Consider the following 14,601-nt stretch of genomic DNA (forward strand, 5'->3'; position numbering starts at 1 on the left):
GCTACTTATATCACGCGGAAGGGAGAGAAGAACGATGCTCGAACAAGTAATTTTATTTACCATTATCATGGGCTTTTTAATCAGCGTTCTTTTATCTCCGATTTTCATTCCGTTTTTAAGAAGGCTGAAATTCGGGCAGAGCATCCGTGAGGAAGGTCCGAAATCCCATCAGAAAAAATCGGGAACGCCGACGATGGGCGGCGTCATGATCATATTGTCGATTATCGCGACGACCATTGTCATGACAATGAAATTTTCCGAAGTCAGCATGAACATGATCCTTCTCTTGTTTGTTACGGTTGGATACGGCTTGCTCGGCTTTTTGGATGATTATATTAAAGTCGTGATGAAGCGCAACCTTGGACTCACATCCAAACAAAAACTGATCGGCCAAATCGTGATTGCTCTGGTATTCTATGCCGTCTACCACTTCCAAGGGCTGCCGACTGACATCCGCATTCCGGGAACAGAGCTGTCATTTGATTTCGGCTGGATTTATCCGGTGCTCGTCATCTTTATGCTTGTCGGCGGTTCAAATGCTGTCAACCTGACTGACGGGCTTGACGGGCTGTTGTCGGGTACTGCTGCCATCGCGTTCGGTGCGTTTGCAATTTTGGCATGGAACCAGTCGCAATACGATGTCGCCATTTTCGCGGTTGCTGTTGTCGGAGCGGTGTTAGGATTTCTTGTGTTTAACGCGCACCCCGCAAAAGTCTTTATGGGAGATACAGGATCGCTTGCCCTCGGAGGGGCGATTGTGACGATCGCGATTTTAACGAAACTGGAAATCCTGCTTGTCATCATCGGCGGCGTATTTGTCATTGAAACGCTGTCCGTCATTTTGCAGGTCATTTCATTTAAAACGACCGGCAAACGAATTTTCAAAATGAGCCCTCTTCACCATCATTACGAACTTGTCGGATGGTCTGAGTGGAGAGTTGTCGTCACTTTTTGGACAGCGGGACTTCTGCTTGCCGTCTTAGGAATTTACATCGAGGTGTGGTTATAAGTGGATACTCAAGATTTATTGCAAAATCAAAATGTGCTCGTACTGGGGCTGGCGAAAAGCGGATATGCTGCCGCTTCGATCCTTCATGAAAAAGGCGTAAAGGTTGTCGTGAATGACCAGCTGCCTTTTGAGGAGAATGAACCTGCGCGGATTCTCGCGGAAAAAGGGGTGGAAGTCGTCTGCGGCTCTCATCCGACGGAACTGTTTGATCTTCATTCGATCGACATTCTGATTAAAAATCCGGGCATCCGCTATGAAAACGTGATGGTCGAAGAAGCGCTGAAGCGGGGCATACCGGTCTGGACGGAGGTTGAACTTGCCTATCATCTGACAGATGCTCCGTTCATCGGCATTACCGGTTCAAACGGAAAGACGACAACGACAACGCTTGTTTATGAAATGCTGAAAGCCGATTCGAAAAAAGCGCTCGTTGCTGGTAATATCGGCACGGCGGCAAGCGAAGTGGCCAATCAGGCCGGCGGAGACGAATGGATCGTGACAGAGCTGTCGAGTTTTCAGCTCATGGGGACTTATCAATTCAGACCGAAAATCGGATTGTTATTAAACGTATTTGATGCCCATCTCGATTATCACCATTCGCGCCAAAATTATGAGCTTGCCAAACAGCAGGTCTATCGAAATCAATCGGAAACAGACGTTGCCGTTGTCAATTTGGACGATGAGACAGTCGTACGGCTTGCCGAGTGTTCAAAAGCGGAGAAGGTGTATTTTTCGGTCCGCCGGACACTTGAGCGCGGAGCGTGCGTGAAAGACGGCGTGATCATGTTTAACTGTGAACCGGTCATGCCGCTTGAAGACGTCGTTTTGCCGGGAGAGCACAATTTGGAGAACATTTTGGCCGCCCTTTGCATTGTTAAAACCGCAGGCGTCTCCGATGAGGCCGTCCGCAAGGTGCTGACGAGCTTTACCGGTGTAAAGCACAGGATGCAATACGTCGCGACGATCAAAAACAGACTGTTTTACAATGACAGCAAAGCGACAAACATTCTTGCGACCAAAAAAGCGCTGTCCGCCTTTCAAAAGCCGGTCATTTTGCTGGCAGGGGGGCTTGACCGCGGAAATGAATTCGATGAACTAAAGCCGCATATGTCTTTTGTCAAAGCGGTGATCACATTCGGCGAGACCGCACCGAAGTTTGAGAAGCTGGCCGAAGAAATGGGAATACAACAGGTTAAACGTGTCGATAATGTTGAACAAGCAGCAACTGCGGCGTTCAGCCTGTCAGACGAAGGAGATGTCATTCTTCTGTCCCCGGCCTGTGCAAGCTGGGATCAGTACAAAACATTTGAAGAACGTGGTGACATGTTTGTAAACGCCGTGCATATGCTTAAATAAGGGCTTGTCTCGTAAAGATAGCCCTAAGAATTAGAGCTTGGGGTGTTCGGCTTTGCAAACAAAAAAAACGTCACCGGATTTTTTGCTGGTTATCATTACGCTATTGCTTTTAACAATTGGACTGATTATGGTATACAGCGCCAGTGCAGTATGGGCGACTTACAAATACGACGACTCCTTTTTCTTTGCGAAACGGCAGCTTTTATTTGCCGGCATCGGAGTCATCGCCATGTTTTTCATCATGAATGTCGACTACTGGACGTGGAGAACTTATGCGAAAATACTGATCATAGTATGTTTCTTTCTGCTCATCATCGTCCTTGTTCCCGGGATCGGAATGGAACGGAACGGGTCGAGGAGCTGGATCGGAGTCGGCGCTTTCAGCATTCAGCCGTCCGAGTTTATGAAGCTCGCGATGATCGCATTTTTGGCCAAGTTTTTATCTGAAAAGCAAAAGAATATTACATCGTTTAGAAAAGGCTTTGTGCCGGCGCTGGGTATTGTCTTTTCAGCTTTTTTGATCATCATGATGCAGCCTGACCTTGGAACAGGAACCGTAATGGTCGGCACATGCATCATTATGATCTTCGTCGCGGGTGCGAGAATTTCACACTTCGTTTTTCTCGGTCTTCTGGGTCTGAGCGGCTTTGTCGGCCTTGTGCTGTCGGCGCCGTACCGGATCAAAAGGATCACTTCATACTTGAACCCTTGGGAGGACCCTTTGGGGAGCGGCTTTCAAATCATTCAGTCTCTTTATGCGGTGGGGCCCGGCGGGCTGTTCGGCCTCGGCCTCGGCCAGAGCAGGCAAAAGTTTTTTTATCTGCCTGAGCCGCAGACAGATTTTATTTTCGCGATTTTATCAGAGGAGCTCGGCTTTATCGGCGGATCGCTGATTCTTTTGCTCTTCAGCGTTCTATTATGGAGAGGCATCAGAATCGCGCTCGGTGCGCCCGATTTATACGGCAGTTTTGTCGCCGTCGGCGTCATTTCGATGATAGCGATTCAGGTTATGATCAATATTGGCGTCGTGACCGGCCTGATTCCTGTTACAGGCATCACGCTTCCGTTTTTAAGTTATGGCGGTTCATCACTGACCTTGATGCTTATGGCGGTCGGCGTGCTGCTGAATGTCAGCAGGTATTCTAGATACTAGATTTTGGCGATAACCCTGTTGCGAGATAGCAGGGTTATCGGCGTGTACATAAGGAATAAGGGGGAGAACAGATGCGGATTGTTGTTAGCGGAGGCGGAACGGGCGGCCATATTTACCCCGCCCTTGCGTTTATTAAAGAAGTGAAACGGCATCATGAAGATGTTGAGTTTTTATATATCGGAACCGAAAAAGGCCTGGAGAAAAATATCGTCGAGCGGGAAGGGATCCCTTTCAAGGCGATTGAAATTACGGGTTTTAAAAGAAAGCTGTCATTTGAAAACGTCAAAACCGTCATGCGCTTTGTAAAGGGTGTAAAAGAATGCAAAAAAGAATTAAAACGGTTTAAGCCCGACGCGGTGATCGGCACGGGCGGCTACGTGTGCGGACCGGTGGTATACGCCGCTTCAAAACTGGGGATTCCGACGATTATCCACGAACAAAACAGCCTTCCTGGACTCACCAATAAGTTTTTATCCAAATATGTTGATAAGGTAGCCATTTGTTTTGATGAAGCGAAACCGCATTTTCCTGCAGAAAAAGTTGTTTTTACAGGAAACCCGAGGGCGTCTGAAGTCGTCTCTATAAAAGGGGGCCGTTCCATGACCACTTTGGGCCTTTCAGAAGGCAAAAAAACGGTCCTTATTTTCGGAGGCAGCCGCGGTGCCACTCCGATCAATGAAGCGGTTATCGCGATGCAAAACGAATTAAAAAAGCGGGATTACCAGGTTCTTTATGTCACAGGGGAAGTTCACTATGATAAAGTAACAGCTGCGCTTAAAAAAGAAGGCCCCGCTCCGAATATGGTCGTTCAGCCATTTCTCCATCAAATGCCCGAGTACTTAAAAGAGTTCGAAGTCGTCGTGGCACGTGCGGGAGCAACGACAATAGCGGAAATCACCGCGCTCGGCATTCCAAGCGTTTTGATTCCGAGTCCGTACGTTACGGCCAACCACCAGGAAGTGAACGCACGCTCACTAGGGGAGCAGAACGCCGCTGTCGTTTTAAAAGAATCAGAGCTTAATGGAGACCGCTTAATTCAGGCGATCGATCATATTTTACAAGACGAAAAGACGCTGCAAGAGATGAAGAGCCGCGCGAAGTCGCTTGGCGTGCCGGACGCGGCCGAACGCTTGTACAATGTGCTGAAAGAACTGAAACATCATGCAAAATGATAAGACAGAAGGATTTTGGAGGTTTTCGATGGATAAGGTGATACAAGAATTAAAAGAACTTGAAGTCGGCAAAGTTCTGGAAAACGAGCCGCTCAGCAACCATACTACGATTAAAATCGGAGGACCGGCTGACGTGCTGGTGGTTCCGAAAAACATTCAAGCTGTCAAAGATACGATGAAGGTGATCAAGAAGCACGGCGTCAAGTGGACGGCCATCGGCAGAGGCTCGAATCTTCTTGTCCTTGATGAAGGGATAAGAGGCGTTGTCATCAAGCTCGGACAGGGGCTTGACCATATGGAAATCGACGGCGAGCAAGTAACGGTCGGCGGCGGCTACTCTGTCGTAAGGCTTGCGACAGGCATCAGCAAAAAAGGGCTTTCCGGCCTTGAATTTGCCGCAGGCATTCCGGGTTCGGTCGGCGGAGCGGTTTACATGAATGCCGGAGCCCACGGTTCTGATATCAGCAGGGTATTGGTGAAAGCATTGATCCTGTTTGAAGACGGAACGATCGATTGGCTGACGAATGAAGAGATGGCGTTCAGCTACCGCACGTCCATCCTGCAAAACGAGCGGCCGGGCATATGTCTTGAAGCCGTTCTCCAGCTGGAGCAAAAAGAACGCGATGAGATCGTTGCGCAGATGCAGAAAAACAAAGACTACCGAAAAGAAACGCAGCCGGTGTCCAACCCTTGCGCAGGCAGCATCTTCAGAAACCCGCTGCCTGAACATGCGGGCCGGCTAGTAGAAGAGGCTGGTTTGAAAGGCCATCAGATCGGCGGGGCAAAGGTTTCAGAGATGCACGGCAATTTTATCGTCAACGCAGGCGGCGCAACAGCACAAGACGTCCTGGATTTGATTGCATTCATTCAAAAAACGATTAAAGAAAAATACGATATCGACATGCACACTGAGGTCGAAATTATCGGAGAAAAACGGTAAACGGCCTCTCTACTTCAGATCGCCTTATGATATAATGTATGAAACAAACAAGCAAACGGCATCCTAGTATGTCGTTTGTTTCGCTAAATGGAAGCTTTTTAGCTTGCCCCGTGCTTTCATATGTCGAAAAGCGCGTCATTTTTCCGAACAAAAATAAGCAAATAAAAGTCTTTTTGTCTGCTTTATTAACCTGAGGTGAGCCTACGTGAAACCCGGTATTGATAAAGAAAAAGTAGTGAATATAGAAGAACGGATTCCCAAAATCAAAGAACAGCGAAAGCAAAAGGCAAACCGCCGGCTGATCACCTTTATTCTGCTCTTTTTCACGATGATGCTGATCATCATTTACCTGCAGACGCCGATCAGTAAAGTTTCGACGGTAGAGATCAAAGGAAACAAAAACGTTTCAAAAGACCAGATCATTTCCCTGTCTTCGATCCATAAAGGACAGACGGAATTCTGGAGTCTGAGCAAGCAAAAAGCCGCAGAAAAGATCGAGCAGAATAAATTGATCAAAAAAGCCGAAATCTCTAAACAGCTGCCCAACAAAATCGCCATCTCCATCGAAGAGTATAAAAGCATTGCGTTTTTGCAAAAACACAATGTGTACTACTCCGTGCTTGAAAACGGCACGGTGCTTCCTGAAGAGGTGACGCCGACTGACATCGGACCGACCCTTAATAACTGGGAGGAAGACGAAAAGCTCGTTCAAATGGCAAAACAGCTGAACAAGCTTTCCGATTCCGTGAAAAAATCGATTTCCGAGATTAACTATATGCCTCAAAAATCAAATCCTTGGCTGATCAGACTGTATATGAACGACGGCTATATCGTGACGGCTTCGCTGAAAACGTTCGGACAGAAAATGAACAGCTATCCGGCGATCGTAAAAGAGCTGCCGAAAGGGGAAAAAGGCATTATCCATATGGAAGTCGCGACTTATTTTGAACCTCTGAAAAAAACGGATGAAAGCAAAAAGGGAGACGGAAATTGAAGAGGCACACAGTCAATCTTTCACTCGCCATGCTTGTCCTCGGATTCCTGCTGTCTTTCTCCTATCAATTCGCCAGGGAAAACAAAGACCATGAAGAAACAGCTGAAAATTGGAAAGAGGAGTATTCCTTGCGCGACCGGCTGATTTCCCAGGAAAAGCAAAATAAGAAGCTGGAACAGGAGCTTTACAAAAAACAGCAGGAAGTACAGAAAACAGAGACGGCTTTGAAAAAGGAAAAAAAAGAGTATTACAATATTGTTGAAGATGTTGAAAGGTACAGAATGTTCGTCGGGGAAATCGGCGTTCAGGGCGAAGGAATCAAGGTGACGCTGAAAGACGCTTCTTACATACCGGAAGGTGAGAATGTCAACAACTATATCGTCCATGAAAGCCACATATTCCGCCTGCTCAATGAGCTGTGGATTTCCGGGGCGGCCGCGGTGTCGATCAACGGACAGCGTGTGACACATCATTCTTACATATCGTGCAACGGTCCTGTCATCACGGTTGACGGCAACCAGTATCCCGCGCCGTTTGTCATTTCGGCCATCGGGGATCCGGATGTGCTGATGCCGGCGCTGAACATTGCAGGAGGGCTTGTGGACCAGCTGAGCCGCGATCATATTTCAGTCAGCATCGAAAAACAAGACCAAATCGAGATGGAGCCCCTTTTAAAGCAGGGGGAATGAACGTTGAAAAGTTGGTGGGCGGACGTTGAAGAAAAATAATCGTTTCATCAGTTTGAGCATCCTGATGCTCATTTTCGGAATTATGCTGTCCGTGCAGTTTAATTCGCTGAAAGCGCCGAAAGTCCGCGATACGCGGGACATTTGGGACCTCAGGGAGGATCTGAAGAAAGAACAGAAAAAACAGCTTGAGCTGATCAGCGAAATTGACAAATATGAAAAAATGCTGAACACATACAGTCATCAAGAAGAAACCTCGCGGACAAAAGCGTTGAATGAAACGCTTCAAAACTTAAAAAAACAGGCCGGCTTCACAGATGTCACAGGGAACGGAATCATCATCACCATTTCTCAGCTCTTCTCGGAAGAACTCACGGGAGAATCCATTCAAAATCCGCCGCCAGACCTTCTGAAAAAGCTGATTAATGAACTGAATATGTATGAAGCGGAAGAAATATCGATCAATGACAGAAGGGTTGTCAACACGACGGTGATCAGGGATATCAACGGAACAACCAAAATCGACGGATATCCTTTGGACAACTATCCGATAACGGTAAAAGTCATCGGCAAAAACGCCGATAAACTATATAGCCGAATGAATGCTTCATCCCTGCAGGATCTGTTCGCGGGAGAAAATCTGGATTTGCAAATCAAAAGGCCTGAAAAACAAATCAAAATCAAAGCTTACGAAGGTTCAATGCAAGTTGCGCCATTGAAACCGCTCGAGAAATCAAAAGGAGAGAATTCCTAATGTGGCTTCCGGTTTTAGGGCTTTTGCTCGGAATTACAATCGGGTTCAGCACGAACTTCACCATTCCGGATGAATACTCAAATTATTTGTCCCTGGCGATTCTTGCATCCCTTGATACTTTGATCGGGGGAATAAGGGCCCATTTGGAAAGTGTATACGATGAACTAGTTTTTGTGACGGGCTTTTTCTTCAATATCATTCTCGCCATAAGTTTGGCTTTTCTGGGCGTTCATCTTGGTGTAGACTTGTATTTAGTCGGTATGTTTGCATTTGGCGTGAGGCTTTTTCAAAACATCGCGGTCATCAGAAGAATACTGCTCGCCAAATGGACGGCCTCGAGGAGAAAAAATTAAAAAAAATCGGATTTAAAAGAGGATATACATAGGATATCACGAATATTCACAGTAATCCTAAAACTAAAAACGAAGCGTATTGGTTTGTATTGATTGTTACACACTTGTAAAACCAGATTCATTGTATTGTTGTTCGGCAAATAATAGAATAGAATTGACTGAAATGTGAGGAGGTGCCATAGAATGAACAACAATGAACTTTACGTCAGTCTAGACATCGGTACGTCCAATATTAAAGTGATCGTCGGTGAAATGTCAGACGATTCTCTTAACATTATCGGAGTCGGAAATGTTCCCTCAGAGGGGCTGAAAAAAGGATCAATCGTTGATATAGATGAAACGGTTCATTCTATAAAAAAAGCGTTTGAACAAGCAGAAAGAATGATAGGTTTTCCGCTGACCCACGCGATCGTCGGGGTTAATGGGAACTACATCCATATTCAAGATACGAACGGTGTTGTGGCTGTCTCAAGCGAGAATAAAGAGATCCACGTTGAAGACGTGCGCCGGGTGATGGAGGCCGCTCAAGTCGTTTCCATCCCGCCTGAACAGCTGATCGTCGATGTGATTCCGAGACAGTTTATCGTTGACGGCAGAGGCGATATTACAGATCCGAAAAAGATGCTCGGCGTCCGCCTTGAAGTGGAAGGATCGCTGATCACGGGCTCTAAAACGATCTTACATAACCTGCTGCGCTGTGTGGAAAGAGCGGGAATTGAAATAACGGATATTTGCCTTCAGCCGCTGGCTGCCGGATCTGTCGCTTTATCAAAGGACGAAAAAAACCTCGGAGTGGCTTTAATCGACATCGGGGGAGGATCGACAACGGTTGCCGTATTTGAGGACGGACATCTTCTTGCGACCCGCGTCATACCCCTGGGAGGAGAAAACATCACCAAGGATATTTCAATCGGATTGCGCACTTCCACAGACGAAGCTGAGCGGGTGAAGAAGCAGTTTGGACATGCTTTCTATGAAGAAGCGTCGGAAGAGGAAACATTTGAAGTCGCCGTGATCGGGACAGACCAAAAGCAGACCTTTTCTCAGCGGGAAGTGGCAGACATTATAGAAGCCAGGCTCGAAGAAATCTTTTTATTCGTGGCAGAGGAACTGCGGAACATGGGAATAAAAGAATTGCCGGGAGGGTTTGTGCTTACAGGGGGACAGGCTGGAATGCCGGGTGTCCTCAGCCTCGCACAGGATGTTCTTCAAAATAACGTCAGAGTGGCTAGCCCGAATTATATCGGTGTAAGAGAACCTCAATACATGACAGGAGTCGGCCTCATCCAATTCGCTTACCGCAACGCAAAAATCCAAGGCAGAAAAGTAGGTTTTAAGATGCCGGAACAAGCGGTTCAGGAAGTCGCGGCAACACATCAAAAAGAAGTGCAGCAGCGACCGAAGCCAAAATCCAAGCAGCACGCTCAAGCTGAGAAAAAGCCGAGCAAAATGAAGAAAATATTTAACTTCTTTTGGGAATAGAGATTAGTCATTCGACGGATTAGGAGGATTTAGCATGTTAGAGTTTGAAACAAATATAGACGGCTTAGCATCGATTAAAGTAATAGGAGTAGGTGGCGGCGGTAACAATGCCGTCAATCGGATGATCGAAAATGACGTTCAGGGAGTCGAGTTTATCGCAGTCAACACGGATGCCCAGGCTCTCAACCTGTCAAAAGCGGAAACGAAAATGCAGATTGGTGCGAAGCTGACGCGCGGGCTCGGCGCCGGAGCCAATCCGGAAGTCGGCAAAAAAGCCGCAGAGGAAAGCAAAGAACAAATTGAAGAAGCGCTGAAAGGTGCAGACATGGTGTTCGTCACAGCCGGAATGGGCGGCGGAACAGGAACGGGCGCGGCACCTGTCATCGCACAAATCGCAAAAGATCTGGGCGCATTGACTGTCGGCGTTGTCACAAGGCCGTTTACCTTTGAAGGAAGAAAAAGACAGCTTCAGGCGGCAGGCGGTATTTCAGCAATGAAGGAAGCCGTCGACACCCTGATCGTCATTCCGAATGACCGTCTTCTTGAAATCGTCGATAAAAACACACCGATGCTTGAAGCGTTCCGCGAAGCGGACAACGTTCTCCGCCAAGGTGTTCAGGGCATTTCAGACTTGATCGCAACACCTGGACTGATCAACCTTGACTTTGCCGACGTCAAAACAATCATGTCCAACAAAGGTTCTGCACTGATGGGTATCGGTGTAGCGACAGGTGAGAACCGCGCTGCAGAAGCCGCTAAAAAAGCTGTTTCCAGCCCGTTGCTTGAAACGGCGATTGACGGTGCCCAAGGCGTGCTGATGAACATCACAGGCGGAACCAACTTAAGCCTTTACGAAGTTCAGGAAGCAGCGGACATTGTGGCAGCTGCATCTGACCAGGACGTTAACATGATCTTCGGATCTGTCATCAATGAAAACTTGAAAGACGAAATCGTCGTTACGGTCATCGCGACCGGCTTTATCGAACAGGATCAAGATGCATCTAAGCCGCAGAGACCTTTAAACCAAGGTTTAAAACAGCATCATCAGCCTGCTCCGAAACGGGAGCCGAAGCGCGAGGAGCCAAGCATGCCGCATCGCAGCCAATCACAGCCTGCCGAGGATACGCTTGACATCCCGACTTTCTTAAGAAACCGCAATAAACGCTAATGTATAAACAAGAGGCTGCTGATCCATCAGCAGCCTTTTCAAATTGAAACCTCTTGAAACCTCCATTAAATTCCCTTCGAAACAACCAGAACAAAGGGCTCGCTGCTCTACACTACCTTTCTGCCTAAATTGCTTAACACCTGAAAGTACGCCGGACTATACCGTAAACATTCGGATATGTAAAAAGTATGAATTTATCGATTAATTGCAGCGTGGTGACAAAAACCGACAAAATCTACGAGCTTTTTCTTTTACATTATAGATGCCTTCTTTTTTCTAGACATAGAAATGCAAGAAGCGGCAAATCGCGACGAGATTCGCAATGTAAAAGGAGGATGTCAGTTGAAGAAAAAGCCAATATATCGCACATTGACGTGCGCGGCAATCATCGGTGCACTGCTGGTCCCCGGGGCTGTCCAAGCCAACCGTGGCACGACGGGGAAAGACGCGAAGGGACACAATAAAATATCAGACTCTCTTTACAAAGACTTTGAATCACACGAAAAGGTTACATTTTTAATTAAAATGAAGAATCAGGCCAATACGCAGCAAACCGCACAAGTGGCAGAGACAAATGCCAAGGCGAGCATTATGACAAAGAAAAGGGTAAAAGAGCTCAAACGGTCGGCGGTTCTCACCTCTTTAAAGACAAAAGCCGAAAACACGCAAAAAGACTTGAAAACGTATTTGCAGGCACAAACGAAAAAAGGTGCAGTATCGCAAGTGGAATCATTTTATATTGTAAATGGAATGGCTGTGACGGCCACAAAAGAAGTAATGCAGAAAATAGCGGCGTTTCCAGAAGTGGAGAAGGTGCTCCCAAATCAAACGATCAAATTGAGCGAAACAGAAAAAGCCAAAATCGATACAACGTCGAAAGCTTCATCTTCCGAGGCAGACGCAAACATTAAGCAAGTGCACGCGCCTGACGTCTGGAAGAAACGGTATAAAGGTAAAGGAACTGTCGTCGCTTCGATTGATACTGGTGTTGAATGGGATCATCCGGCATTAAAGAAAAAATACCGCGGATATAATCCTACAAAGCCGAACAGCCCGAACAACGAATATAACTGGTTTGATGCAACAAGCAATAAAAAAACGCCGTACGACGATCTCGGGCATGGCACACACGTGACCGGAACGATGGTCGGATCTGAATCAGGCGGGAAAAATCAGATCGGTGTTGCACCGACTGCGAAATGGATTGCAGTCAAAGCTTTTTCAGCAGAGGGCGGAAGTGAAAAAGACCTTTTAGAAGCGGGTGAATGGATTTTGGCGCCGAAAGATGCAAAAGGAAAACCGCACCCCGAAAAAGCTCCGGATGTCGTCAATAACTCCTGGGCCGGCGAACGCGGGCTTAATGAATGGTATCGCGACATGGTGAAGGCTTGGCGTGCGGCGGAGATTTTCCCTGTATTCGCAGCAGGCAATGTGAGCGAAACCGAGCCGGGCGGTCCAGGATCTGTCGAAAATCCTTCCAACTATCCGGAATCTTTTGCAATCGGCGCGGTTGACAGCACGAACGCTTTAGCCGATTTCTCATTGCAGGGGCCATCTCCATACGATGAAGTCAAACCGGATCTTTCCGCTCCCGGCGTGAGCATTCGCTCAGCTTATCCGGGACACAGATACGCAATGATGGACGGCACATCAATGGCGACTCCGCATGTTTCCGGTGTCGTAGCATTAATACGGCAAGCCGATCCGAACATTACCGTTGATGAAATCGAACGAATTTTGCGGAAAACGGCGAAGCCTCTGACGGACAAAACGTTTAAAAGTTCGCCAAACAACGGATATGGTTACGGATTGGTCGATGCCTTGAAGTCATTTAATGAAGCGAAAAAGTCAAGATGATAATATCAAAAGGGGTTGTTTCAAATGGTCGCAAGAAAAAGACCTTTTGGGACAATCTTTTTCTATATTTTAAAAAATACAAAAAATCACTCTCTATTAAATTTAAGTGACCAAACAAGCATGAGCAAGGCGCTGATGGAACACCTTCTGATGGTGTGATATAGAAGAGTATAAGTGAGGAATTTATCTATAATTTTTATGAGGTGTATGAAGATATTAGTTGGGCAAGTTAAAGGAAGAGCCATTAAAACGTACATTTTTTCAATTAACTTTAATAGCAAAAGTATTTTTTTAAATTGCCACTTTAATGGATTTCTCCCATAACTTCAGCAATTAGTGCCTTTGGAAAGAGTGGTTTCACTAAACGAAAAGATTGGCATAGTTGTAGAGTGTCAATCGTGCGAAGATGCCCTTTGAAACTTGTTTACGAAAGCCTGAGAGAACGGCCAAGTGTATTACAACCCGGTGTATGAGGGCCTAAAAGCAAAACAGAAAAACTGACTGTACTAAAAAAGAAAAGCCGACATAGAGAACATATTTGTTATTTCAAAAAAGACTTCGATTTCTGAATATTACTCCTCCGCCGCGAGAAAAAAGTTAACATCGAACGTTACTTTGTTGTCCTTAACAAGGTAACGTTCGACGAATTCCCGTCGCCCGTATGAACAAATCCCGCTAAAGAAACACATAAATCTGGTGAACCATTAAAGACGATTAATCAGATTTTATGTTTTAGGTGCTTGAAACAGCTCCTAGGCTATAGAGAAAATCTCAACAGGTTTTATTTTTCCTCAATATATAAAATAAAAGAAAGATTAGATTTTTTGCTACGTTTGACATGATTTTTAGAACTTCATGTTAGGCATGTTAAATTATAAGATTAACGACCATAAATTTTAATAGTCTTTGACCATGCACTTGGTGTTTCAACATTTTCGTCGCTATTTTTCTTATGAAACAAGTAAACTTGGACTGTTGTCGACTGAGTTTTGTGCACTGATCTGAGACTAAAAGATTTCCAAGGAGATGAATGAGAAAATTCGCCTCTTTTTCCATTCCCTATCGAAAAAGTGTTTGAATTTCTATCAGCAAGATACATAGCATAGTAAAGTTTTCCACAGTTACCATTCTGCTCAATCTTAGCATCAACTGTAGTAGCTCTTTTTGTGTATGTACTTGCATCAGTTATAACTCTGACTTTACAACTCTTTTTAAAACCATAAGGATGTTGCCAGCTTGAATAACTGGCTGCTTGAGCTTTTTCATTAGATCCAAATAGTATAACTGAAGATACTAATAAAAAAGAAAACATAATTAATAATGATTTTTTCATAAAGATTCCCTCCAATAGTAAAATACAGAAAAATATTAATATATAATTTTAATTTTGTCAAATACAATCAAAAATATACTTGAAATTTCATTATTTCCATCAAGATCAATCGATTTAAAATTGTTAATATCGAGCTAAAGTTCGGTTATGGGGAAATAATTGTAATCTAAATGTACAGATCCAGAAATAATAATATAATATATAGTCCAATTTGGATTTTCTCATGCTGAAAAAGCCCCTTTTTTATCTTTAAGTTTCATTTTCTCCCTCAGGTTTTTAGCCCATTCATTAACCGGAACCTTTCAACTAAATTGGCTATTTTCATCCGTATTCAACATCTGCGC

General features: G+C 45.5%; 13 protein-coding genes. 12 read left to right on the forward strand and 1 reads right to left on the reverse strand.

Annotated elements, in window-relative coordinates:
- The first annotated feature begins 34 nt into the window (after positions 1-34).
- The 12 genes from mraY (at position 35) to M1D67_RS08820 (ending at position 12,924) form a co-directional block, all read left to right on the forward strand.
- Positions 35-1,009, forward strand: a complete 975-nt coding sequence (gene mraY, locus M1D67_RS08765; RefSeq protein ID WP_020451299.1) for a phospho-N-acetylmuramoyl-pentapeptide-transferase — start codon at positions 35-37, stop codon at positions 1,007-1,009.
- Entirely contained in the window at positions 1,010-2,365 is a 1,356-nt protein-coding gene (gene murD, locus M1D67_RS08770) for a UDP-N-acetylmuramoyl-L-alanine--D-glutamate ligase (RefSeq protein WP_256163760.1), read from the forward strand. It abuts the gene before it with no gap.
- A gap of 52 nt (positions 2,366-2,417) precedes the next feature.
- Positions 2,418-3,518: a stage V sporulation protein E gene (spoVE, locus tag M1D67_RS08775; RefSeq protein ID WP_020451301.1), complete on the forward strand. Its 1,101-nt coding sequence runs from the start codon at positions 2,418-2,420 to the stop codon at positions 3,516-3,518.
- Between the two features lie 71 nt (positions 3,519-3,589).
- Entirely contained in the window at positions 3,590-4,690 is a 1,101-nt protein-coding gene (murG, locus tag M1D67_RS08780; protein WP_128822387.1) for an undecaprenyldiphospho-muramoylpentapeptide beta-N-acetylglucosaminyltransferase, read from the forward strand.
- Between the two features lie 28 nt (positions 4,691-4,718).
- Positions 4,719-5,630: a UDP-N-acetylmuramate dehydrogenase gene (gene murB / locus M1D67_RS08785; protein WP_023857251.1), complete on the forward strand. Its 912-nt coding sequence runs from the start codon at positions 4,719-4,721 to the stop codon at positions 5,628-5,630.
- Positions 5,631-5,835: 205 nt separating this feature from the next.
- Positions 5,836-6,624: a cell division protein FtsQ/DivIB gene (locus M1D67_RS08790; RefSeq protein WP_101560823.1), complete on the forward strand. Its 789-nt coding sequence runs from the start codon at positions 5,836-5,838 to the stop codon at positions 6,622-6,624.
- Between the two features lie 29 nt (positions 6,625-6,653).
- Positions 6,654-7,313, forward strand: coding sequence for a DUF881 domain-containing protein (locus tag M1D67_RS08795; protein ID WP_371268716.1), 660 nt, complete (start codon positions 6,654-6,656; stop codon positions 7,311-7,313).
- Positions 7,314-7,338: 25 nt separating this feature from the next.
- A complete protein-coding gene (locus M1D67_RS08800) occupies positions 7,339-8,064 on the forward strand; it encodes a DUF881 domain-containing protein (RefSeq protein ID WP_020451306.1) in 726 nt (241 codons plus the stop codon).
- Positions 8,064-8,417 (forward strand): small basic family protein, encoded by a 354-nt coding sequence (locus M1D67_RS08805; RefSeq protein WP_003181559.1) that lies wholly within the window; start codon positions 8,064-8,066, stop codon positions 8,415-8,417. Before M1D67_RS08800 ends, M1D67_RS08805 begins: the two co-directional genes overlap by 1 nt.
- 183 nt (positions 8,418-8,600) lie before the next feature.
- On the forward strand, positions 8,601-9,899 hold the full coding sequence (gene ftsA / locus M1D67_RS08810; RefSeq protein ID WP_020451307.1) for a cell division protein FtsA: 1,299 nt from the start codon (positions 8,601-8,603) through the stop codon (positions 9,897-9,899).
- Positions 9,900-9,933: 34 nt separating this feature from the next.
- Positions 9,934-11,067 (forward strand): cell division protein FtsZ, encoded by a 1,134-nt coding sequence (gene ftsZ, locus M1D67_RS08815; RefSeq protein WP_103749021.1) that lies wholly within the window; start codon positions 9,934-9,936, stop codon positions 11,065-11,067.
- A gap of 342 nt (positions 11,068-11,409) precedes the next feature.
- A complete protein-coding gene (locus M1D67_RS08820) occupies positions 11,410-12,924 on the forward strand; it encodes a S8 family serine peptidase (protein WP_051967065.1) in 1,515 nt (504 codons plus the stop codon).
- Positions 12,925-13,804: 880 nt separating this feature from the next.
- On the opposite strand, the gene M1D67_RS08825 is transcribed toward M1D67_RS08820, so the two are convergent.
- Positions 13,805-14,257 carry a hypothetical protein gene (locus M1D67_RS08825; RefSeq protein ID WP_035338823.1) on the reverse strand — a complete coding sequence of 151 codons (453 nt, stop codon included), beginning with the start codon at positions 14,255-14,257 and terminating at the stop codon, positions 13,805-13,807.
- Between the last annotated feature and the right edge of the window lie 344 nt (positions 14,258-14,601).

The organism is Bacillus sp. PK6-025, assembly GCF_056530265.1.

Bases quoted from the DNA above. Each gene is read 5' to 3' on its own strand.
- murB (WP_023857251.1), top strand. From the start codon at position 4,719: ATGGATAAGGTGATACAAGAATTAAAAGAACTTGAAGTCGGCAAAGTT.
- M1D67_RS08825 (WP_035338823.1), bottom strand. From the start codon at position 14,257: ATGAAAAAATCATTATTAATTATGTTTTCTTTTTTATTAGTATCTTCA.
- M1D67_RS08795 (WP_371268716.1), top strand. From the start codon at position 6,654: ATGCTTGTCCTCGGATTCCTGCTGTCTTTCTCCTATCAATTCGCCAGG.
- murG (WP_128822387.1), top strand. From the start codon at position 3,590: ATGCGGATTGTTGTTAGCGGAGGCGGAACGGGCGGCCATATTTACCCC.
- M1D67_RS08805 (WP_003181559.1), top strand. From the start codon at position 8,064: ATGTGGCTTCCGGTTTTAGGGCTTTTGCTCGGAATTACAATCGGGTTC.
- mraY (WP_020451299.1), top strand. From the start codon at position 35: ATGCTCGAACAAGTAATTTTATTTACCATTATCATGGGCTTTTTAATC.
- ftsZ (WP_103749021.1), top strand. From the start codon at position 9,934: ATGTTAGAGTTTGAAACAAATATAGACGGCTTAGCATCGATTAAAGTA.
- ftsA (WP_020451307.1), top strand. From the start codon at position 8,601: ATGAACAACAATGAACTTTACGTCAGTCTAGACATCGGTACGTCCAAT.